The sequence below is a fragment of the Pseudoglutamicibacter cumminsii genome (genome assembly GCF_016907775.1).
GTDB classification, from domain to species: domain Bacteria; phylum Actinomycetota; class Actinomycetes; order Actinomycetales; family Micrococcaceae; genus Pseudoglutamicibacter; species Pseudoglutamicibacter cumminsii.
Genome location: NZ_JAFBCO010000001.1, coordinates 1,026,696 through 1,047,838 on the forward strand (window position 1 = coordinate 1,026,696; position 21,143 = coordinate 1,047,838).

The following is a 21,143-nucleotide window of genomic DNA, read 5'->3' on the forward strand; positions in this document are numbered from 1 at the left end:
GACTGTTGGGTCAGGGGTGAGAGAGTTACGGCGGCTATAGCGTGGGGGAAACGCCCGGTCCCATCCCGAACCCGGAAGCTAAGCCCCACAGCGCCGATGGTACTGCAACCGGGAGGTTGTGGGAGAGTAGGACACCGCCGAACATACCTTCAAATCGTGACAGGAGAAGACCGATTATCGGTTCCGCTTGAGCCACCCCACCACCACCGGCTCGCGACCGATAGCCCCTTTCGGTTCTTCTCCTGTCACTTTTCTTTTAAGCTCAACCGCGTATACACAAACACTTAAACGCCACGCTGCGATCCACAGAGCACCACAAACTTTTGAAGCCCACGCGAGGCGCCGGGTAGCGTTAGAAGCATGACTTCTACAGCTAACGCCGAAAACCAAACTAGCGACGTACCTCGTCCACAAGACGACCTCTACCGCTGGGTGCACCACGAATGGCTCTCCACCTCAGAGATCCCATCCGACCGAGGCGCATACGGTGTCTTCCACGAACTCCGCGACCGCGCAGAAGCCGATGTGCGCGACATCATCGAGAAAGCTGTAGAACGCCACCGCAAGCGTGCATCCTCCGGCGAAGACGCCAACGATGAGGATGCAGCGCGCGACGCACGCATCACTAGCCTCTGGGAGTCCTTCATGGATGAAGAGGGCATCGAAGCCCTCGGAATCAGCCCCGTCGTTGACCTGCTGAAGAAGATTGACAACGTCCACGACGTCGAAAGCCTCATGAAGCTCAGCGGAGAGCTTTCAACCGTCGGCATCGACGGATTCTTCGACATCGGGGTGTCCAATGACGCGAAAGACCCGGACGTCAACCTGTTCACCATCATCCAAGGTGGGATCGGTCTGCCGGACGAGGCGTACTACCGCGAGGACGCCTACCAGGAAATCCGTGAAGCGTACCGCGCACACATCGAGCGGATGCTGACCCTGTTCGCCTATCCTGACCCGGCTGGTACCGCACTACGGATCTTCGAACTCGAAACTGCCATCGCGTCACATCACTGGGACATTGTGAAAACCCGTGATGCGCAGGCTCGCTATAACAAGATGAACAGCGACGAACTGCTTGAACTTGCGCCGCTGCTGCGGCACTGGTTCGACGGCTCGCGGATCTCCGAGAAGTACTGGTCCGTCGTAGACGTGTGGCAGCCGAGCTTCCTCGAAGGTCTCAACAAGGAGCTCATCGAACAGCCGCTCGAGGCATGGAAAGAGCTGCTCGCGTTCAACGTGATGCGATCCCGCGCGCCGTACCTGAACAAGGACGTAGTGACCGAGAACTGGTCCTTCTACTCCCATATCCTCGGTGGAGCAACAGAACAGCGCGAACGCTGGAAGCGTGGAGTTGCCTTCGTCGAATCCGGTGTTGGCGAAGACATCGGCCAGATCTTCATTGCCGAGCACTTCCCACCGGAAGCTAAAGACCGCATGGACCACCTCGTCGACCGCTTGATTGAGGCGTACCGGAACTCGATCAACGGCCTCGACTGGATGGGCGAAGACACGCAGAAGCGCGCGCTCGTCAAGCTCGAGAAGTTCCGCACCAAGATCGGGTACCCGAGCGAATGGATTGACTACAGCTCGCTCGACGTAGCGGCCGACAACCTCGTCGGTAACGTTGCCGCGATCGCGCAGTTCACGCTCAAGCGCGAACTGCAGAAGATCGAGGACGGCGTCAACCGCGAACTGTGGTTCATGTATCCACAGACAGTCAACGCGTACTACCACCCGTTGCTCAACGAAATCGCGTTCCCAGCAGCGATCCTCCGCCCACCGTTCTTTGACCTCCACGGCGACGACGCGACCAACTTCGGTGCTATCGGCGCGGTGATCGGCCACGAAATCGGGCACGGCTTTGACGATCAAGGCTCCCGTTTCGATGGCGACGGAACGCTCACCGACTGGTGGACAGAAGACGACCGTGCAGCGTTCGAAGCGCGCACCAAGAACCTCGTTGAACAGTACGGCAAGCTCGTGCCGCCGGAAGCGCCAGAGCACACCGTCAACGGCGAACTGACCCTCGGTGAGAACATCGGCGACCTCGGCGGCCTCGGCATCGCACACAAGGCCTACCTCGCCGAGATGAAAGTGACCGGCCGCAACCCTGAGGAAGAGAGCGACGGGCTGACCGGGAACCAGCGGTTCTTCACATCGTGGGCACGCGTCTGGGCGAGCCTCTCGCGACCAGAAGCGATGGTCACCATGGTCTCAACCGATCCGCACTCGCCAACCGAATTCCGCGCAAACCAGACCGCCCGCAACGTCGATGCCTTCCACGAAGCCTTCGGCACCCAGGAAGGCGACGGCATGTGGCTCGCGCCTGAGAAACGCGTCAGCATCTGGTGACCGTTGCACCCCGCCCGGGGCCGAACCCCATCGGCCCCGGGCGTGTGTCCACCGGTTTCTACGGAAGCCAGCGGTGCCAGCTAGAATAGGGGGCGTGACTGCCAACGCTAATTCTTCTGAGACGACATCGACCGTTGACAACCGCGACCAGCGCGCCGTGCGCCTGGCCAAACGTCAAGAAATCCTTGACTCCGGCAAGGAAGCGTACCCAGTAGGGGTACGCCGCACGCACTCCCTCGCGACCGTACGCGAATACTGGGCGCACCTTGCAAGCGGTGAAGAAACCGACGACGTCGTGGGTGTCGTTGGTCGCGTTGTGTACCAGCGCAACACCGGCAAGCTGTGCTTCGCAACCCTGCAAGAAGGCGGAGAGGACGGCTCAACCGTCCAGTTGCAGGTCATGATCTCGCTCGCGGAAGTCGGTGAGGAAGCGCTTGAGGACTTCAAGCACCTCGTCGACCTCGGCGACCACGTGTTCTTTGAAGGACGTGTGATCTCCTCCCGCCGCGGCGAACTCTCCATCATGGCTCAGCGCTGGGAGATGGCCTCCAAAGCGTTGCGTCCGCTGCCAGTACTGCACGCCGACCTCAACGAAGAGACCCGCGTTCGCCAGCGCTACGCAGACCTCATCGTGCGTGAAGAAGCACGCCAGATGATCTACAAGCGCGCCGCAATCACTCGTGCGATCCGCCGCGTGCTCGAGTCTCACGGCTACGTCGAAGTTGAGACCCCGATGCTGCAGCTCATCCACGGCGGTGCCGCGGCACGCCCATTCGAGACACACCTCAATGCGTTCGACCAGGACATGACTCTGCGCATCGCGACCGAACTGTTCCTCAAACGCACCGTCGTCGGTGGCGTGAACCGCGTCTACGAAATGGGCCGCATCTTCCGCAATGAAGGCGTCGACTCGACGCACTCGCCAGAGTTCACCACACTCGAGTTCTATGAAGCGTACGCAGACCAGTTCATCATGGCTGCACGTCTCAAAGAAATCATCCTTGCCGCCGCCGAAGAAATCGGTTGCGGCCTGCAGATCCCAGGACCAAACGGAACCACCATCGACCTGTCCGGCGACTGGGACTGGTTGAGCGTTTACCCGGGCCTTTCCGAAGCCGTGGGGCGCGAGATCACCCCTGAGACCAGCATCGACGTTCTTAAGGAAGTTGCGGCAGAGCACAACGTTGACTGGGATGAGAACTGGGACGAACAGAACGCAGTGATCGAGCTGTTCGGCGAGATCGTGGAACCAAACCTCATCAACCCGACGTTCGTCTACGACTACCCGCCAGCGGCCCAGCCGCTCGCCCGCCCGCACCGTTCCAAGGACGGCGTGATCGAGGCATGGGACCTCATCATCGGTGGCATGGAGCGCGGTACCGCGTTCTCCGAGCTGATCGACCCAGTGATCCAGCGCGACCGTTTGACGCACCAGTCCGAACTCGCGGCAGGCGGCGACCCTGAAGCGATGCAGCTCGACGAAGACTTCCTGCGCGCCCTCGAATACGGCGCACCACCAATGGGTGGTACCGGCCTTGGCGTTGACCGCCTCGTCATGCTGTTCACCAACGTGGGCATCCGAGAAACTATCCTCTACCCGCTCTTGAAGCCGGAGGCATAACGATGGCCGCCATCTGGGAAGCTATTTACCCATACGTTTCGGTCTTGCTGCCAACCATCACGCTGATCCTCATTTTCTGGTGGGTCATGCGGTCGATCGTCAATGCCGACCGTCGCGAGCGTGAAGCCGCAGCTGAAGGTAAAAAGCTGACCGAAGCTCAGTTTGAAGATGCCGTTGAGCAACGGATGAAAGAAATCGAATCTGAAATGGTTGGGAAAAGCAAAAACTAGAGAGAATTACGCACATTCCCTCTGACAGATCGCTCGAACTACCGTAGTATTTTTACACAAAGCTCATTGCTTTGTGAGCTTCCAGCCAACCACACTCACATGGGAGCGGAGAAACACTATGGCACGTCAAGTTCAAGTCACCCTCATTGACGATATCGACGGCACGCCAGCGGACTCCACCGTCTACTTCGGTTTCGAAGGCTTGCACTACGAGATCGATCTTTCGCAAGCCAACCTCAACAAGCTACGCGACTTCCTGCGCCCCTACATCAAAGCAGGACGCAGGTCAGCGCCGCGCTCGTCCGATGAAGCTGCACGCATCCGCGCATGGGCAAAAGACAAAGGCTATGAAGTCTCCAACCGCGGCCGCCTGCACCACGACATCATCGCTAAATACCGCGAAGCGCACCGCGCATAAAACCTGAGTAGGCTCACAGCGGGACGGGCATGGCCCGTGTGTAGGCGCGCCCCGACCTCTGTGCGCGCGCCATTCACTTCCGCTATCTGCGTACACGGCCCCAAACCGTTCACCTGATGGTGAACACGGGCCAAACGACCGTTTTCGATGCGTAGCATCGGAGGCAAGTCATTAAAGGAGTGTGCGCATGTTCGAACGTTTTACCGACCGTGCCCGTCGTGTTGTGGTGCTCGCCCAAGAAGAGGCGCGCATGCTCAATCACACCTACATCGGCACCGAACATATCCTGCTCGGCCTCATCCACGAAGGTGAAGGCGTAGCAGCTAAGTCCCTAGAATCCCTCAACGTAACGCTCGGAGCGGTACGTGAGCAGGTCCAGGAAATCATTGGCCAGGGCTCCCAAGCCCCAACAGGTCATATCCCTTTCACCCCACGCGCCAAGAAAGTCCTCGAACTTTCGCTGCGTGAAGCCCTCCAGCTGGGCCACAACTACATCGGTACCGAGCACATCCTCCTCGGCCTGATCCGCGAAGGCGAAGGTACCGCCGCGCAGGTTCTCAACAGCCTCGGCGCAGACCCACAGGCTGTCCGCCAGGAAGTCATCCAGCTCATCTCCGGCTACCACTCCTCCAAGGAACCAGCCGGAGCAGGTGGCGGCTCCCGCGACCAGAAGGAAGGAACCCCATCCGGTTCCGCAGTCCTCGACCAGTTCGGCCGCAACCTGACCGCCGCAGCACGCGAGAACAAACTCGACCCCGTCATCGGGCGCGAACACGAGATGGAACGCGTCATGCAGGTCCTGTCTCGCCGCACCAAGAACAACCCTGTTCTCATCGGTGAACCAGGCGTTGGTAAGACCGCCGTCGTTGAAGGGCTCGCGCAAGCGATCGTGCGTGGCGACGTGCCGGAGACCCTCAAGGACAAGCACCTCTACACGCTCGACCTGGGCTCCCTCGTGGCTGGCTCCCGCTATCGCGGTGACTTCGAAGAGCGCCTCAAGAAGGTCCTGAAGGAGATCCGTACCCGCGGCGACATCATCCTCTTCATCGACGAAATCCACACCCTCGTCGGTGCAGGTGCCGCCGAAGGCGCGATCGACGCCGCAAGCATCCTCAAGCCGATGCTCGCGCGCGGTGAACTCCAGACGATCGGCGCAACCACGCTCGACGAGTACCGCAAACACATCGAAAAGGACGCCGCCCTCGAGCGCCGCTTCCAGCCGATCCAGGTTCCGGAACCATCCGTCGAGCTCACCGTCGAGATCCTGCGCGGCCTCCGTGACAAGTACGAGGCACACCACCGCGTCTCCATCACCGACGAAGCGCTGCAGTCCGCGGCCCAGCTCGCGCACCGCTACATCTCCGACCGCTTCCTGCCAGACAAGGCCGTCGACCTCATCGACGAAGCCGGCGCACGCCTGCGCATCCAGCGCATGACCGCGCCACCGGAGCTCAAGGAAATGGACCAAAAAATCGCGGACATCCGCCGCGAAAAGGAATCAGCGATCGACGCGCAAGACTTCGAAGGCGCAGCCAAGCTCCGCGACGAAGAACAGCGCCTCATCACCGAACGCCAGGAGAAGGAAGCCGCGTGGAAGAACGGCGACCTCGACGAAATCTCTGAGGTCACCCCAGAGGTCATCGCTGAGGTCCTCGCGTCCTCGACCGGCATCCCAGTTGTGCAGCTCACCGAAGAAGAGTCCACGCGACTGCTCAACATGGAAGACGAACTGCACAAGCGCATCATCGGCCAGGACGAAGCGATCAAATCGATCGCGCGTTCGATCCGCCGCACCCGTGCAGGCCTCAAAGACCCGAACCGCCCAGGCGGCTCGTTCATCTTCGCAGGCCCAACCGGTGTGGGTAAGACGGAGCTCGCTAAAGCGCTCGCCGAATTCATGTTTGGTGACGAGGACGCCCTCATCACCCTCGACATGTCCGAATACGCTGAGAAGCACACCGTTTCTCGCCTGTTTGGTGCCCCTCCGGGCTACGTCGGCTACGAAGAAGGCGGCCAGCTGACAGAAAAGGTACGCCGCCGCCCGTTCTCGATCGTGCTGTTCGACGAGGTTGAGAAGGCTCACGCCGATCTCTTCAACTCGCTACTGCAGATCCTCGAAGACGGTCGCCTGACCGACTCCCAGGGCCGCGTGGTCGACTTCAAGAACACGATCATCATCATGACCACCAACCTCGGTACCCGCGACATCTCCAAGGGCGTCATGACTGGCTTCCAGTCCACAACCGACGTCCAGACGGGATACGAGCGCATGCAGGCCAAAGTCCAGGAAGAACTGCGCCAGCACTTCCGGCCAGAGTTCCTGAACCGCGTCGACGACATCGTGGTGTTCCCGCAGCTACAGCACAGCGAGATCGTCCAGATCGTGGACCTGTTCACCGACCGGCTCTCCGAACGCCTCAACGAACGTTCAATTTCGCTCAAGGTCACGCAGCCAGCCCGCGACCTGCTCGCAGACCGTGGTTTCGACCCAGCGATGGGCGCCCGCCCACTGCGCCGCACCATCCAACGCGACGTCGAAGACCCACTCTCCGAGAAGATCCTCTTCGGCGAACTGCTGCCAGGCCAGACCGTTGTGGTCGACGTCGAAGGCGAAGAAGGTTCACGCAAGCTGACTTTCACCGCCGTCGACGGGCCAGATCAGCTCGAAGGTAAGGCCACCCCGGCCGCAATCCTGGCGGGATCGACCGAACCAACCGGCACGAACGAGTCTGAGTCCGGCACAGGCGAGGCCGGTACGGGTGAGGCCGGTACGAGTGAGGTAGGCGCCGACGAATCCGGCTCGGATGAGGCAGGCGCCGATGACCGCGCCTAATAGATAAGGCCCACCGCGCATCGTGCGCAACAATGAGCTGCGTCCCGCTCCACACGGAACGGGACGCAGCTCACTTCTTAACAGACCCCATATATTGAGGTCACCAAACTACGATGGACACCATGGCAACCCCCGCAACAAACAACCCCAGCACGATCACCGTCCGGCCAGCCCGGTCGCAGGACGTCACCTACATCCGCGAACTCGTGCGTCCATACGCCGAGCAACGCATCTTGCTCGAAAAAGAAGCCGTAGCGTACTACGAAGCACTTCAAGAGTTCCGGGTTGCCGAAGACGCCGACGGCCGCATCATCGGATGCGGCGCCTTCCACGTCATGTGGGAAGACATCGGCGAAATCCGAACCCTCGCAGTCCACCCGGACGCGGCCGGACACGGATGCGGCGGCATGCTACTTGAACATCTGCTCCAGGACGCCCGCGAACTAGGCATCCACCGCGTCTTCTGCCTCACGTTCGAAGTCGAATTCTTCAAAAAACACGGCTTCGAAGTCATGGACCAACAAGACGCCGTTGCGCCCGAAGTGTTCCAAGAACTCTTGCGCTCCCACGACGACGGTGTCGCAGAATTCCTCGACCTCGCACGCGTCAAGCAAAACACCCTCGGCAACACCCGCATGATCACCACGCTCACCGATGTCGAAGAACGCATCACGCCACTCGTGAGCCGCAAGTAATGCGTGGGCGGCGTGGTGAGCGGCTGTGGGCACTTACCCCGGGAGTGACACCTCGCCCCCCGAGGTCAACACCGCGAGCCCATCCTCAACAAGTCCACGCACACACGAAGCCCGCTGCTCATCGTCCGCGGAAAGCAACGCCAACTCAACCAAAGCAGACCGCAACCGCGACTCCGTGACGGCTGACGCGGCACGCTCGGCGCCGTCGCGGGTCGCCATCATCTCGTACGGGACGGGACCATCCGACTCACGCAGAACCGCCATCATACGGCCACGCACCTGCCGATCCGTCCCATGCCAAGCCTGACCACGCGGAACATAATCCGCGGCCGGTTTCCCCGCCGCAACCCACGCACACAACGACTCCACCGGACACTCCCCGCAACGAGGGTTACGTGCCGTGCACACCAACGCACCCAACTCCATCGACGCCGCATTCCACGTGTTCGCCTCCGTGACCTCCGGCGGAGAGTAGTGGGCATCCGCGGCGTCGCCGGCTTCGTTCGGGTGCGCGGACATCAACGCTTGGGCCGCGCGGTACTGAGCCCGCGTCATCGTTGGCCCTGGGAGCGCTTTCGCGTGAAAAATCCGGCCGATAACTCTGCGGATATTCGTCTCCACAACGGTTGCCGGGATGCGGTAGGCGAAACAAGCGACGGCCGCGGCAGTGTATTCGCCGACGCCCGGAAGGGATAAGAGTGTGGGGAGGTCGTTGGGGACTACGCCGTCGTGTTCTGTGGCGATCGCTTGAGCGCACGCGTGCAGGCGTAGCGCTCGGCGCGGATAGCCTAAACGTCCCCAGGCGCGTAGAACTTCGCCGGCAGGTTCCGCCGCGAGGTCGTGTGGAGTTGGCCAGCGCTCCATCCACTCTTCCCATACGGGTTGAACCCGCACGACCGGGGTTTGTTGCAACATGATTTCCGAAACGAGGATGCCCCACGCGGTTGCGTCGGGGCGGCGCCAGGGGAGATCGCGGCCGTTGGCGAGGAACCATTCGTTGACGCGCGCCCGAACGGTGGAGGCGGGGGCGGCATCCGGGTCTGAGTGGCCGGCGGCGTGTGTTGCGGGGTCATGGTTCGGGTGGGACACGTCTGACATCATACGGTGGCTCGCTCGTTAGTGGAGGTGAGCGGATTATCCTGGTGACATGGCCACCGAGAATCAGAAACCCACAGCTGCTACGTATCGTCGCCGCCGGATTGTGGCGTTGATAGTCCTGCTCCTCCTCCTCACTTTAATAACCTTGGGCATCGTGAGTGTCGTTAAATGGGTGTCGGGTGTCTTCGGTGGAAACAAGGCTGATGAGAAACAGACGGCGCAAACGTCGACGCAGCCGGGTGGGGAAAATAGCAGCACTGGTGATGCTAAAGGTAAAAATAAGAGCACTGGTGATGCCGAAGGTGAGAAAGAAGGGGAGCGGCCCAGCCCTAAGCCCGACGGCAGCCAAGACTGCGTTGCTGGCGACATCACGGTGAGCGCTGCAACGGATAAGCAGTCCTACGGCGCGGGTGAAGACCCGGTCCTGATCCTCAAACTGAAAAACACGGGTGACGTGCCGTGCACCATGAACGTCGGCACAACCCAACAAGAGTTTGTCGTGACTTCTGGCAACGACCGGATCTTCTCGACCCGCGACTGCCAACAAGACCCAGAAGACGTCAAAATCAAACTCGAAAAAGGCCAGGAAGAAAATGCGCGCTTCACCTGGAACCGAGTTCGCTCCGTACCGGAATGCCAACCGATTTCTTCCAAGCCGCGGCCAGGAACCTACAAGCTCAAGGTGAGCCTGGGCGACAACGAATCTAAACCGGCAACGTTCGTACTCCAGTAGACACACTGTCTGCGCGGAAGCTCGCCCGCCAACGCCTCCCAGCGCTTAGCGGTACCGTTCCAACAAGCTGTCTTCAGCGAAGCGGCTGAGCCCCTCACGTACGCTGCGGGCCCGCCCCTCACCGATGCCTTCGATCTTCTGCAAATCATCGACATTGGCGGCCATGAGTTCCTGCAAACCGTCGAAACGTTGGACAACGCGTTCAACCAGATGCTGCGGCAACGATGTGATGCCGGAAAGCAGACGGAACCCACGCGGCTCCACGTGGTGGTCAAGATCTGAAGCTCCATCCGGGAAGCCCAGGAGCATCGCGATCTGCCCGAGGTCAACCAGGTGCGGAGAGTCCAGGGCGGCGAGTTGCTGCTCAATCTGGTTGATGTCGACGATCGTGTCACCCATCCCTGCCCGCCGAGCTGCATTCGCGTAGTCACGCAAAACAACCGATAGGGATGGCCCGGCACCTGTGCTGAGTTCCTCGAGGTGCAGGCCGACTAGCCGCCCGTTCACGCCGAGTTCGAGGATGTCGCGGCGGATCTCTTCTGAAATACGGCGCACCATTTCGAGCCGCTGGATCACCGTGGCGACGTCACGCACCTTGACAACGTTTTCGATCTCTTGATTGGACAGTGCGTTGGTGACCTCAACCAAGCGGGTCTTGTAACGTTCGAGCGTTGATAGTGCCTGGGTTGCGCGCGCAAGGATCGTTTCCGACCCTTCTAACTGGTGCCTTTGCCCGTCAACGTAGATCGTGATGGTGTTCATCGACTGGGACACCGCGATCACGGGGTAGCCGGTTTGGATTGAGGTTTGTTCCGCGGTGCGGTGGCGGGTGCCAGTTTCGGTAGCAGGGATGGTCGGGTCAGGAACCAGGTGAATGCCGGCATGAAGGATGCGGGTCAGATCTTTGGAGAGGATGATCGCGCCGTCCATTTTCGCGAGTTCGCGTAGCCGGGTTGGTGAGAACTCGATATCGATAGGGAACCCGCCAGTGGTCAGCTGTTCGATGCCTCGGTCGAAACCCAACACGATGAGCGCCCCGGTGCGGCCACGGAGGATCCGTTCAAGACCATCACGCAACTCAGTACCTGGCGCGATTTTGACCATCACTTGTCGTAGTGTCTCAGCCTGTTCGGGCTGCAGCTCGTCGGAGCGATGGTGGTCTGCCCGTACGTATTCTGGATAACGAGGCGTCACGAGAGTTGATACCTTTCACGTCGCACTGCGCGGCGAGGCGCCAACGCACGTCAAGACCTATCTATTTTAGGAGCGCTCGCCCGCGGGGGTGAAGCCCGCCAGGTGGAGGGCTTCCGCGAGGCTTGTTACGGTCCGGACGTCCATGCCTTCCGGGATTTTTCCTGGCCCGTTCGGGGAGGCTGGGACGATGGCCCGCTGATATCCCAAACGATGTGCTTCGGCTATACGCCGGTTAACATCCTGCACGGCACGCACTTCGCCAGCAAGGCCAACTTCACCGAACACAATCATGCGTTGATCCAAGGGATGCTCAGCTACAGCAGAAGCGACAGCGAGGCACGCGGCAAGATCAATCGCCGGTTCGGACAACCGGACTCCACCGACCGTCGCGACGAAACAATCCGTTTGCCCCAGAGCGAGCCCTGCACGCGACTCCAAAATAGCTAACAGCATCGAAACCCGCGAGGAGTCTAAACCGGTGGTACTACGACGCGGCGACGGCGTGGTCGCTGACGTCACCAACGCCTGTACTTCTGCGATGAGTGGACGGCGCCCCTCAACGGTTATAGTGAGGCACGTCCCTGGGACGGGTTGGATGGTTCGCGTGCGGAACAGCCCTGAAGGGTCCGCTAGCCCTTCGATTCCTGAATCTGTCAGGTCAAAGCACCCGACCTCGTCGGTGGGGCCGTACCGGTTTTTGACGGCCCGCAAGAGCCGCAAGCGTGAGTGTTTCTCGCCCTCAAACTGGCACACAACATCCACGAGGTGTTCAAGGAGTCGGGGCCCCGCGATGGTGCCTTCCTTGGTCACGTGCCCCACCACAATTGTGGTGATGCCTTTGGTTTTCGCGGTTCCGATCAACGCGGAGGCCACTTCACGAACCTGCGATACCCCTCCTGCGGACCCTGAAACTTCGGCTGACGCCAACGTCTGGACCGAATCCACGATCAACAAGTCAGGGTCGATCTGTTCGACCTGACCCAACGCCGTCCCTAGATCAGTTTCCGACGTCAAATACAGTTCGTCTGAGATCGCGCCGATGCGCTCTGCCCTCAACTTAACCTGCGCGGCAGATTCCTCACCCGAGATGTACAGAACCTTCAAACCAGAACGTGCAGACCGCGCCGCCGCGTCGATCAGCAGCGTCGACTTACCTACCCCAGGCTCACCAGCCAACAAGATGACGGCACCCGGAACCAAGCCACCACCCAGAACGCGGTCGAACTCGCCCACACCGGTGGGCCGATGCACCGCCGGTTGCGAGTCGATGTCAGCGATCTTCTGCGCAGGCTTACTCACCGACCGCACTTGAGTCAGCTGACCCAGCTCAGGGCCAACCTCTTCAACAGAACCCCACGTCCCGCACTCCGGGCAGCGACCAACCCACTTAACGGTCGCCCAACCGCACTCGTGACACCGAAACTCACTCGACTTTCGGGACGTCTTTTTCCCAGTAGAACTCATGCTTTTACCCTACGCAGATACCCTGACACTTTGTTCTCGAAGCGCGCCGCCACGCCCGACACAGCAGCCCGCCAAGGCAACGCCCTAGGTGCGCGGCAGATAATCCGACGCCGCATCGCGCGGAACCCCGGTGGCATGCAAAACATCCACTGCAATAGGCCGCAACAGCATGATCAACGTGGGCAACTGCATCGTCCCGCTGCGCCACGACGAAGCATCCAAGTCGCCCACGACTTCCTCCATGATGGAGCGTGCACGCCGCCGCATCATGTTCGCAGACCCGGTTGAGGTTTCCGCCGCGGAATTCGCTAAAGCATTCAGCGCGTCAGCGAACCCATCAAACAGAACATGCAAGCGTTGGCGCTGTTCCGCATCGGGCGCCAACGTATTTAGAAGCCCTGCCGCACGCCGAGCGACCACGTTGAGCCCACGCAAAATCAGGTCGGCAACATCCAATAGTTGTTCTTGGTCGCTTAGTTCGTTCCGGTGCCGCCGCCCCAGAACGCTCAACTTCGCGTAATCAGTTGACGTATTGAGCTCTTGTCGCGCCTGATCCACGAGCGCGCTCGCGTTACGCACCCGCACCAGTGTGTGCCAAGCCGCTTGTGAATCGGAACGTTCTAGCCCGTCACCCAGTTCGCGGAAACACTGACTGACCTCCCGCAAGAGCGCCGACAATTTAGCGGCCGGCGCTCGCCGTGGGTCACGTGGCCACAGAAGCATCAGCAAAAGTCCCACTGAACCGCCGATGACGGCGTCAATAGACCGTGTAAAAGGCCCTCCGTAGGGGATGGGCAGAAGCACCACGAGGAGGGACTGGACGCCCAGCTGGGTTGCGAAGACGACGCCCGGGTCGAGGAACCGTGCCAGAACTAGGGAGAGGAAAACAACGATGCCGGCTTGCCACACGCCCCGTCCGAGCAGAGTCATGAGGACGTCGCCTAAAGCGATGCCGAGTGTGCATCCGACGGCGACCTCGAGGGTTCTGCGGATGTGGGATGTGTTCGCGAAGCCGAGCACGATGAGCGCGCTGGTTGCCGCGAAGATGGGTTGCTGGTGGCCGAGCACTTTTTCGGCGAACCAGAAGGAAAAGACGGAGCCTACGGTTGCGAAGATGATCCGGGTCATTGAGATTTGTACCCGGCGTATTCCGCCCTTGAAACGAGTTTTGACGTTGCGGGCGATAGTGGACGATGCACGGGGTACCTTCTTTTGACCGCGTGTGGCCATCCCGCGCACCTCCTTACACCCGCTGTGATTAACGTCTACTGTCTATTCTTGCATCTCGGTGAATAGTTCACCTGTTGTTCATATAAGGCCTCAGCTTCTGTTACTTTGCGTCGTTAGCGTCTAAATGTCGCCGCAAAACCGCGGCACTCGCTTCCCCCAGGAATGAAAGAGAATGACCGTGCAGATTAAGCACTTCGGCCGTACGGCTGCAATCCTGTCCATCGCGGCCCTGGGCCTCACCGCATGTGGCCAGGCAAACAACACTTCGGAATCTTCGAACAACGGCTCGGACAACGGCGACGCCAAGCAGGTTTCCGGCACCCTCTCCGGTGCAGGTGCATCCTCGCAGGAATCTGCGATCGGCGCATGGACCGCAGGCCTCCAGGAGTCTCAGTCCAAGCTGAACGTTCAGTACAACCCAGCTGGCTCCGGCGCTGGCCGTAAGGCATTCTTGTCCGGCCAGGCTTCCTTCGCGGGTTCCGATGCTGCCCTTAAGGAAGATGAAGTTGCTGACGCAGAGAAGATCTGCGGCCCAGAGGGTGCTATCAACATCCCTGCTTACATCTCCCCGATCGCTATCGTCGTGAACCTCGAGGGCGTCGACGAGATCAACCTTGACGCTGAGACCCTTGCGAAGATCTTCGCTGAGAAGATCACCAAGTGGAACGACCCAGCGATCGCTGCGTTGAACGAGGGCGTCGACCTGCCAGACACCAAGATCATCCCAGTGCACCGCGCTGACAAGTCCGGTACCACCGACAACTTCACCGACTACCTCGCAGAGAACGCCAAGGACGCTTGGCCAGCAGGTAACGTCGAAGAGTGGCCATCGGACCTCGGCGGCGAAGCAGCTCAGGGTACTTCCGCTCTCGTTGGCGTTGTCCAGAAGAACAACGGTGCAATCGGTTACGCCGACAAGTCCGCAGCTGGCGACCTGACCCTGGCCAAGATCAAGGTTGGCGAGAACTTCCAGGCCCCAGAGGAAGAAGCAGCAGCTAAGTCCGTCGAAATCTCGGAGCGCCTCGAAGGCAAGAACGAGAACGACATGGCTGTGCGCATTAACCGCACCTCGACCGAAGAGGGCACCTACCCACTCGTCCTGGTTTCCTACCACATCTACTGCTCCTCCTACAAGGATCAGTCGACCGTGGACATGATCCAGGCATGGGGCCACTACGTAGTCAGCGAAGACGGCCAGAAGGCTGCCAACGCAGCTGCAGGTTCCGCACCGATGACCGAAACCATGCGTGAAAACGCTGCTAAGGCAATCGACTCCATCAAGGTCGCAGAGTAACGCACTACGTGTAGGGCGGCCGGCTTCATTGCCGGCCGCCCGCCACCGCGTATAAGCCCTTAATTTTTCCCTGGAATCACTCGCACAGGAGCAATCTCGTGACTTCCCCAACGCTGGCCCCGAAGAGTGGCCCGCTTGCTGAAAAGGCCAAAGGCCGGGTTGGTGACAAAGTGTTCTCCGGCGTCGCTCTCGCTGCCGGCATCATCATCCTTGTCATCCTGGTCTTCGTATCGGTATTCCTGGTCACCCAGTCCATTCCTGCGCTGACCGCGAACCCCGAAGAGATCACGGGCGGTGAAGGATTCTTCAAATACGTCCTGCCGCTAGCGATCGGTACTCTCATCGCTGCCGGCATTGCATTGCTCCTTGCAACCCCCGTCGCAATCGGTGTTGCACTGTTCATCTCCCACTTGGCGCCTCGAAGCATCTCGAAATCAGTCGGTTACGTGATCGACCTTCTGGCAGCGATCCCATCGGTCGTTTACGGCGCATGGGGCATGGCAGTCCTCGGCCCAGCCATGGTCGGCATCTTCAACTGGTTGCACGATAACCTCGGCTTCATCCCGATCTTCGGCGACCCATCCCAGACCGGCCGTACCCTGATGACCGCTGCGGTCGTCCTCGCAGTGATGATCCTGCCGATCATTACTGCGCTTTCGCGCGAAATCTTTGTTCAGACCCCTAAACTTCACGAGGAAGCGGCACTGGCCCTCGGAGCAACCCGCTGGGAAATGATCCGCATGGCGGTCTTCCCATTCGCCCGGGCAGGCATCGTGTCTGCAGTCATGCTTGGGCTTGGTCGTGCACTCGGTGAAACCATGGCGGTCGCAATGGTTCTCTCCGCAGGTGGCCTGACCATCAACCTGATCGGCTCCGGTAACTCGACCATCCCGGCCGACATCGCACTGCACTTCCCAGAGTCCTCCGGCCTGCGCGCTAACGAGCTCATCGCTGCCGGCCTCGTCCTCTTCATCATCACCCTCATCGTGAACTTGATTGCGCGGTGGATTGTGTCCCGTCACAAGGAATTCGACGGAGCGAACTAACATGACCCACCCGAATCACGAACGCAGCTCCCCGAAGTCTGAGGTAAAACCAGTGAACGCGACGCAACAGCGCAGCAAGAACGCTCCAGAGGGGGAACGCCGCCACGGCCGCAGCCGTCTCACCTCTGGGCAGATGCCACGATGGGGCGAGCCGCTCATCGGTCTGATCTCGTTGATCCTCGGCGCAGCCATTGTTGCCCTTATCGGATTCAACATCGCCGGATGGCTCTGCTTCTCCGCCATCATCTTCCTGATCGTCGACTTCGTCGCGATCCTGCTGGTCGAAAACCGTCGCCAAGCGACCAACAATCTAGCGCGCAACCTGATCGTTGGCGCTTTCCTGATCGCGTTGGTTCCGCTCGTCTCGGTGATCTGGACCGTAGTATCTAACGGCTCCAAGGCAATCTTTGCTCCAGGGTTCTTCGCATCTGACATGCAGGGCCAGATCGCGCTAGCCGACATCGAACACGTCCGTGAAGGCGGACCGCTCATCGGCGGTATTAAGCACGCACTTATCGGTACGTTGCTCATCACCCTCGCGGCCACCGTGATCTCGGTTCCGATCGGCCTGCTGACCTCGATCTACCTCGTCGAGTACGCACGCGACAACTGGCTCTCTAAGGTCATCCGTTTCTTTGTTGACGTGATGACCGGTATCCCATCGATCGTCGCAGGTCTGTTCGCGGCAGGTATCTCGGCCTACGTCATGCTTGACGTTCTCAAGTTGCGGCCAGGCTCCCAGTTGATCGGTTTCTCCGCAGCAATTGGTCTCTCTGTTCTCATGATCCCGGTTGTGGTCCGTTCTACTGAAGAAATGCTCCGTGTCGTCCCTAATGAGCTTCGCGAAGCATCCGCGGCCCTCGGCGTTCGCAAGTGGCGCACCGTCATGAAGGTCGTCCTCCCAACCGCGCTCTCCGGTATCGCCTCGGGTGTCACGATCGCTATCGCACGCGTGATCGGTGAAACCGCACCGATCCTCGTGACCGCCGGTACCGCATCGGTTGTAAACTTCAACCTGTTCAAGGACTGGATGATGGCTCTGCCGGTGTTCATCTATCGCCAGCTCAACTACCCAGCGGCGCCAGCGGCGCAAGACGCATCGACCCTCCGCGCATGGGGTGCAGCGCTGGTCCTGATCATCATCGTGATGTTGCTGAACCTGATCGCGCGCATCATCGCTAAGATGTTCGCACCGAAGCAGGCAGGCCGCTAAAGTTCGAGGGCGACTCAAAGCCCGGCCCTACGGAAGACCTCTCATAGACCACTGACCACCAGGTCAAAGTGAAGGAAATAAAACCATGGCAAAGCGCATCGACGTCACAGACCTCAACGTTTACTACGGCAGCACGCATGCAGTAAAAGACGTCAACATGACGATTGACCCTCGTTCTGTCACCGCATTCATCGGCCCATCCGGTTGCGGTAAGACCACGTTCCTGCGGACCCTGAACCGCATGCACGAAGTGATCCCGGGTGCTCACGTCAAGGGCAAGGTGTTGCTCGACGGCGACGACATCTACGCTCCGGGCGTTGACCCGGTCCGCGTCCGCACCGAGGTCGGAATGGTGTTCCAGCGCCCTAACCCATTCCCAACCATGTCCATCCAGGACAACGTGTTGGCTGGTTTCAAGCTCAACGGCAAGCGCCTCTCAAGCTCGAAGCGTGACGAGATCGTCGAGAAGTCCCTGCGCGGCGCTAACCTGTGGAACGAAGTGAAGGACCGCTTGGACAAGCCAGGTTCCGGCCTCTCGGGTGGTCAGCAGCAGCGTCTCTGCATCGCGCGCACCATCGCAGTTGAGCCGTCCGTGATCCTCATGGACGAGCCGTGCTCCGCGCTCGACCCGATCTCCACGCTCGCAGTTGAGGACCTCATCAACGAGCTCAAGGACACCTTCACCGTTGTCATCGTGACGCACAACATGCAGCAGGCGGCCCGCGTCTCCGACAAGACCGCGTTCTTCAACATTGCAGGCACCGGTCAGCCAGGCGAGCTCATTGAGTACAACGAGACGTCCACGATCTTCAACAACCCAGAGCAGAAGGACACCGAGGACTACGTTTCCGGCCGCTTCGGCTAAGCCGCGCTCTAGGTCTATGTCACGATGGTGACGTTCGGTTGATACCGGGCGTCACCATCGTTGTTTATGGGCTGGAACCGTTGGGGCGGGACCGTCGGTGCGCCGGAATCGTTGGCTTGGGACACCGGCGGTTTGGAGCCGTCGATGCGCCGGAATCGCTATCCGATGAGTGGCGAAGCAGCCAAGAACAGGATCGCGCTCACGAGGAACGTGGCGACCGGAGTCATCAACCAGTAGGACGCGACGTCGAGCACGCGCCGCTGATTCACGGTCACGTGACGCTGTGTGAGGCCCGCGCCCAGCAGGGACGTTGTCACCGACTGGGTTGAGGAGATCGGCAGGTGGAACGCGATCGAACCGAAGAACACGAGCAGCGACGAAGAAACTTTCGCCATGCCGGCGCGGAGAGGGTCGAGCTGCACGAGCCGCGTTGAAAGCGTGTAGGTAATACGCCAGCCGCCCACAACCATGCCTGCGCCGAGGATCAGCGCCGTAATCGCTTCGAAGCCAAGCATGTCGCCGTAATCGAAACCCATGCCGGCGGTGCTCGTCACAACAAGCAGGAAAACAGCTAGACGCTGGCCGTCCTGGAGTCCGTGGGCGAAAGCCACAGCCGCGGTAGCGGTGGCCTGGGAAAGGCGGCCGATGCGGTCGGCAGAGTTCGGGGTTTGGTACCGCATGAGCCACGCGATGGGGGTCATGATCAGGATCGACATCATGGGCGCAATGATCACGGTAACGACCAGCGGGAGAAACACGGCGATGAGTAGCGCGAGCCACACGCCTGTGTTTTCCATGTACCCAAGTGTCATGGCGGCAACCACTGCGCCAATGAGCCCGCCGTACATTCCGTGTGTTTGCGACGACGGCTGCCCACGCCACCATGTGAATAGTGACCACATCGCGGCGGAAGCTAGGGTCGCGATCGCCATCACGAGGCCGGCCTTCCCGCTAGCTAGGGTCAGCTCGAACTGGTCTTGGAACGCGATGCCGAGGCCGGTAGATAGGAAGGTTCCGGCGGCGGCGAAGCCAGCGACCATGATCGTCGCGAGCCCGGGAGTCAGCGCGCGGGTACGTACTGACGTCGCAACGGCGTTGGATGCGTCGTGGAACCCGTTGAGGAAGGTGACTAGCGCCCACAACAGGACCGCGAACACCAGGAGGAAACCCATCTCTAGGACTCCTTGACCAGGATGGTTCCCAGGTGGTTCACGGCCTGGAGCAGCTCATATTGAGCTTCGCGGAGGTCGTCGAGGAGCATTGTTTGGGATAGCGCTGTCTGTACGCGGGTGGTTTCGCTGACTTCACGTTTCCAGTTGCGGATTGCGTGACGACCGCGTGTGGTTAGGCGCATGAGATCAAGCCAGTCGTCTTCGACATTGTCGAGCTGGGCGAGGTGCGCGAACACTTTTCGGAACACTTTAGTTTGTTGCCCCATGAGTTCCAGGAGCTCCGCGAGCGAGGTTGAGCGCATCGGAATGGCTTCGGGGATGAGGCCGGCGGCGTTGTCGACGGCACCGATGGCGCTGCGGAGGTGGCGTGAGAACGTGAAGAGGTCTTCGCGGGGCAGTGGGTTGACGAACGAGGTCCGCAGGTGGGTGAGAAGTGTGTACGTTTTGTCGTCGACTTCGTTCAGGTTTTCTTTGATGGCTTCGCGTAGGGCGGTGCGTTCGGTTGCGGGCGCTGAGATGAGCTCAGCAGCTGAGGAGATGGCTTGGTGCAATAGCTCAGACATGCCGCTCAGCAACTTGAGGCTTTTAGCCTCAGAGGGGAATAGCCGCAGACGCACGGGTACCTCATTCTCACTTGGGACATTGTCACGCGGGACGTTACAGCTCGAAGTCTAGTGAGTGAAGGTTAACAGACCAATGTGGCTGATTGATGAATTCGTTGTGCCTCAGATGTGCGCGCTGCCGCGATAGTCTAGCGCCGGTGCAGCGGGCGGGTGGGGAGCGTGGGCCACGTGATGGTTGAGTGACACCGGGCCGGGGGCGCCTCTCGGCGGAAGGCCGCTCGAAGCGGCAAATATTTGGGGCCCGGGGCCTCCGCGGCCCGGTGTCTCTTCCAGTGTCCCAGATGGGGGCGGGGGCTCGTCAAGTGCCACGGTTGTTATTCGCGCCGTGGGCTGGGTTCGTCAAGCGCGGACTATTCGAGGTGGTTGCGCCGCCACATGTCGGCGGATGTGAGGAGGTCCGATGCGGTGGCTGTGAGGCGTCGTGAACTTTCGGTGAGTGAGCGGGCGTGGTGTGCGGCGTGAGCCTCGGCGCTGTCGGCGTGGGCTGCTTGTCCCGCGGCGATGACGCGGCAGAATGCTGCGGCCCGTTCGAGCGCGACGGCGAAGTCGCCTGTGTATGCACCGGTGAGGATCGCTGTGGTCACTTCAACCATTTCGGCAGGTCCCGGCGGGTCGGCAACCCCGGCGACGACGACTGTGACGTCATCCACTGACTTTCCGGCGCGGAATAGCGCAGACCAGCGGTCCGCGTCGTTCATGACGGCTCGGCGGAGGACGTAGAGGCGCCACAATGTTCCCGGCAGGGACACTGCGGGCGATGTGGACCACAGTTCTGCGAGCTCAAGGAGGCCGTCGGAGTCGGCGAGTTTGATGAGTCGGTCAAGGACGTCCGGCGCGACACCAGAGCGCCCGCGGTGCACGATGGCTTGGGCTGTCAGGTGTGCAGCCTCAGAATGGTGCGCGGGATCCGAGCCGGGAGCTTCACGGTCCAATAGTTCGGGAGGCATCACGGCCGGCTTGTGGTGGGTACGCGCCGAAGAACTCATCTTTACCAGTGTAGGAACCCGCGCTTTCGATGGCGTTCGGATGTTACTGGGCCGCCGGCCGGGGTACACGGCA

General features: G+C 60.5%; 18 protein-coding genes and 1 rRNA gene. 12 read left to right on the forward strand and 7 right to left on the reverse strand.

What is annotated here, in order from left to right:
* Positions 1-26: 26 nt before the first annotated feature.
* From rrf to JOD50_RS04785, 7 genes are all read left to right on the forward strand, one after another.
* Positions 27-143: ribosomal RNA gene (gene rrf / locus JOD50_RS04755) — 5S ribosomal RNA — on the forward strand.
* Positions 144-360: 217 nt separating this feature from the next.
* On the forward strand, positions 361-2,355 hold the full coding sequence (locus JOD50_RS04760) for a M13 family metallopeptidase (protein WP_204880609.1): 1,995 nt from the start codon (positions 361-363) through the stop codon (positions 2,353-2,355).
* 94 nt (positions 2,356-2,449) lie between these two features.
* On the forward strand, positions 2,450-3,976 hold the full coding sequence (gene lysS, locus JOD50_RS04765) for a lysine--tRNA ligase (protein ID WP_338052018.1): 1,527 nt from the start codon (positions 2,450-2,452) through the stop codon (positions 3,974-3,976).
* A 2-nt stretch (positions 3,977-3,978) separates the two neighbouring features.
* Complete coding sequence (locus tag JOD50_RS04770) at positions 3,979-4,206, forward strand: hypothetical protein (RefSeq protein ID WP_204880611.1); 228 nt, start codon at positions 3,979-3,981, stop codon at positions 4,204-4,206.
* Between the two features lie 118 nt (positions 4,207-4,324).
* Positions 4,325-4,624 carry a histone-like nucleoid-structuring protein Lsr2 gene (locus tag JOD50_RS04775; RefSeq protein ID WP_101629718.1) on the forward strand — a complete coding sequence of 100 codons (300 nt, stop codon included), beginning with the start codon at positions 4,325-4,327 and terminating at the stop codon, positions 4,622-4,624.
* 187 nt (positions 4,625-4,811) lie between these two features.
* Positions 4,812-7,457 (forward strand): ATP-dependent Clp protease ATP-binding subunit, encoded by a 2,646-nt coding sequence (locus JOD50_RS04780; RefSeq protein WP_204880612.1) that lies wholly within the window; start codon positions 4,812-4,814, stop codon positions 7,455-7,457.
* 122 nt (positions 7,458-7,579) lie between these two features.
* Positions 7,580-8,152 (forward strand): amino-acid N-acetyltransferase, encoded by a 573-nt coding sequence (locus JOD50_RS04785; RefSeq protein WP_204880613.1) that lies wholly within the window; start codon positions 7,580-7,582, stop codon positions 8,150-8,152.
* A gap of 33 nt (positions 8,153-8,185) precedes the next feature.
* On the opposite strand, the gene JOD50_RS04790 is transcribed toward JOD50_RS04785, so the two are convergent.
* Complete coding sequence (locus tag JOD50_RS04790) at positions 8,186-9,250, reverse strand: A/G-specific adenine glycosylase (RefSeq protein WP_204881544.1); 1,065 nt, start codon at positions 9,248-9,250, stop codon at positions 8,186-8,188.
* A 49-nt stretch (positions 9,251-9,299) separates the two neighbouring features.
* Between JOD50_RS04790 and JOD50_RS04795 the strand changes: the two genes are divergently transcribed.
* Positions 9,300-9,983 carry a hypothetical protein gene (locus tag JOD50_RS04795; protein ID WP_204880614.1) on the forward strand — a complete coding sequence of 228 codons (684 nt, stop codon included), beginning with the start codon at positions 9,300-9,302 and terminating at the stop codon, positions 9,981-9,983.
* Positions 9,984-10,028: 45 nt separating this feature from the next.
* On the opposite strand, the gene disA is transcribed toward JOD50_RS04795, so the two are convergent.
* The 3 genes from disA to JOD50_RS04810 form a co-directional block, all read right to left on the reverse strand.
* Positions 10,029-11,123, reverse strand: coding sequence for a DNA integrity scanning diadenylate cyclase DisA (gene disA, locus JOD50_RS04800; protein ID WP_275587715.1), 1,095 nt, complete (start codon positions 11,121-11,123; stop codon positions 10,029-10,031).
* A gap of 120 nt (positions 11,124-11,243) precedes the next feature.
* The gene (gene radA, locus JOD50_RS04805; RefSeq protein ID WP_204880615.1) at positions 11,244-12,641 is read right to left on the reverse strand and encodes a DNA repair protein RadA; all 1,398 of its coding nucleotides are present in this window, start codon (positions 12,639-12,641) and stop codon (positions 11,244-11,246) included.
* A gap of 84 nt (positions 12,642-12,725) precedes the next feature.
* Positions 12,726-13,871 carry an FUSC family protein gene (locus tag JOD50_RS04810; RefSeq protein ID WP_204880616.1) on the reverse strand — a complete coding sequence of 382 codons (1,146 nt, stop codon included), beginning with the start codon at positions 13,869-13,871 and terminating at the stop codon, positions 12,726-12,728.
* 172 nt (positions 13,872-14,043) lie between these two features.
* Between JOD50_RS04810 and pstS the strand changes: the two genes are divergently transcribed.
* The 4 genes from pstS (at position 14,044) to pstB (ending at position 18,289) form a co-directional block, all read left to right on the forward strand.
* The gene (gene pstS / locus JOD50_RS04815) at positions 14,044-15,165 is read left to right on the forward strand and encodes a phosphate ABC transporter substrate-binding protein PstS (RefSeq protein ID WP_204880617.1); all 1,122 of its coding nucleotides are present in this window, start codon (positions 14,044-14,046) and stop codon (positions 15,163-15,165) included.
* A 98-nt stretch (positions 15,166-15,263) separates the two neighbouring features.
* Positions 15,264-16,211, forward strand: coding sequence for a phosphate ABC transporter permease subunit PstC (gene pstC / locus JOD50_RS04820; RefSeq protein ID WP_338052020.1), 948 nt, complete (start codon positions 15,264-15,266; stop codon positions 16,209-16,211).
* A 133-nt stretch (positions 16,212-16,344) separates the two neighbouring features.
* On the forward strand, positions 16,345-17,424 hold the full coding sequence (gene pstA, locus JOD50_RS04825; RefSeq protein ID WP_239541717.1) for a phosphate ABC transporter permease PstA: 1,080 nt from the start codon (positions 16,345-16,347) through the stop codon (positions 17,422-17,424).
* 85 nt (positions 17,425-17,509) lie between these two features.
* Positions 17,510-18,289 carry a phosphate ABC transporter ATP-binding protein PstB gene (gene pstB / locus JOD50_RS04830; protein ID WP_204880619.1) on the forward strand — a complete coding sequence of 260 codons (780 nt, stop codon included), beginning with the start codon at positions 17,510-17,512 and terminating at the stop codon, positions 18,287-18,289.
* Between the two features lie 158 nt (positions 18,290-18,447).
* On the opposite strand, the gene JOD50_RS04835 is transcribed toward pstB, so the two are convergent.
* The 3 genes from JOD50_RS04835 to JOD50_RS04845 form a co-directional block, all read right to left on the reverse strand.
* Entirely contained in the window at positions 18,448-19,461 is a 1,014-nt protein-coding gene (locus tag JOD50_RS04835) for an inorganic phosphate transporter (RefSeq protein ID WP_204880620.1), read from the reverse strand.
* A 2-nt stretch (positions 19,462-19,463) separates the two neighbouring features.
* The gene (locus tag JOD50_RS04840; protein ID WP_204880621.1) at positions 19,464-20,024 is read right to left on the reverse strand and encodes a hypothetical protein; all 561 of its coding nucleotides are present in this window, start codon (positions 20,022-20,024) and stop codon (positions 19,464-19,466) included.
* A 410-nt stretch (positions 20,025-20,434) separates the two neighbouring features.
* Positions 20,435-21,070, reverse strand: coding sequence for a hypothetical protein (locus JOD50_RS04845; protein ID WP_204880622.1), 636 nt, complete (start codon positions 21,068-21,070; stop codon positions 20,435-20,437).
* Positions 21,071-21,143 lie beyond the last annotated feature (73 nt).

What these genes read in the sequence shown, in the direction of transcription:
- JOD50_RS04760 (WP_204880609.1), top strand. Translation starts at nt 361, where the DNA reads ATGACTTCTACAGCTAACGCCGAAAACCAAACTAGCGACGTACCTCGT.
- JOD50_RS04770 (WP_204880611.1), top strand. Translation starts at nt 3,979, where the DNA reads ATGGCCGCCATCTGGGAAGCTATTTACCCATACGTTTCGGTCTTGCTG.
- JOD50_RS04775 (WP_101629718.1), top strand. Translation starts at nt 4,325, where the DNA reads ATGGCACGTCAAGTTCAAGTCACCCTCATTGACGATATCGACGGCACG.
- JOD50_RS04780 (WP_204880612.1), top strand. Translation starts at nt 4,812, where the DNA reads ATGTTCGAACGTTTTACCGACCGTGCCCGTCGTGTTGTGGTGCTCGCC.
- JOD50_RS04785 (WP_204880613.1), top strand. Translation starts at nt 7,580, where the DNA reads ATGGCAACCCCCGCAACAAACAACCCCAGCACGATCACCGTCCGGCCA.
- JOD50_RS04790 (WP_204881544.1), bottom strand. Translation starts at nt 9,250, where the DNA reads ATGTCAGACGTGTCCCACCCGAACCATGACCCCGCAACACACGCCGCC.
- JOD50_RS04795 (WP_204880614.1), top strand. Translation starts at nt 9,300, where the DNA reads ATGGCCACCGAGAATCAGAAACCCACAGCTGCTACGTATCGTCGCCGC.
- radA (WP_204880615.1), bottom strand. Translation starts at nt 12,641, where the DNA reads ATGAGTTCTACTGGGAAAAAGACGTCCCGAAAGTCGAGTGAGTTTCGG.
- JOD50_RS04810 (WP_204880616.1), bottom strand. Translation starts at nt 13,871, where the DNA reads ATGGCCACACGCGGTCAAAAGAAGGTACCCCGTGCATCGTCCACTATC.
- pstS (WP_204880617.1), top strand. Translation starts at nt 14,044, where the DNA reads ATGACCGTGCAGATTAAGCACTTCGGCCGTACGGCTGCAATCCTGTCC.
- pstA (WP_239541717.1), top strand. Translation starts at nt 16,345, where the DNA reads ATGCCACGATGGGGCGAGCCGCTCATCGGTCTGATCTCGTTGATCCTC.
- pstB (WP_204880619.1), top strand. Translation starts at nt 17,510, where the DNA reads ATGGCAAAGCGCATCGACGTCACAGACCTCAACGTTTACTACGGCAGC.
- JOD50_RS04835 (WP_204880620.1), bottom strand. Translation starts at nt 19,461, where the DNA reads ATGGGTTTCCTCCTGGTGTTCGCGGTCCTGTTGTGGGCGCTAGTCACC.
- JOD50_RS04840 (WP_204880621.1), bottom strand. Translation starts at nt 20,024, where the DNA reads ATGTCTGAGCTATTGCACCAAGCCATCTCCTCAGCTGCTGAGCTCATC.
- JOD50_RS04845 (WP_204880622.1), bottom strand. Translation starts at nt 21,070, where the DNA reads ATGAGTTCTTCGGCGCGTACCCACCACAAGCCGGCCGTGATGCCTCCC.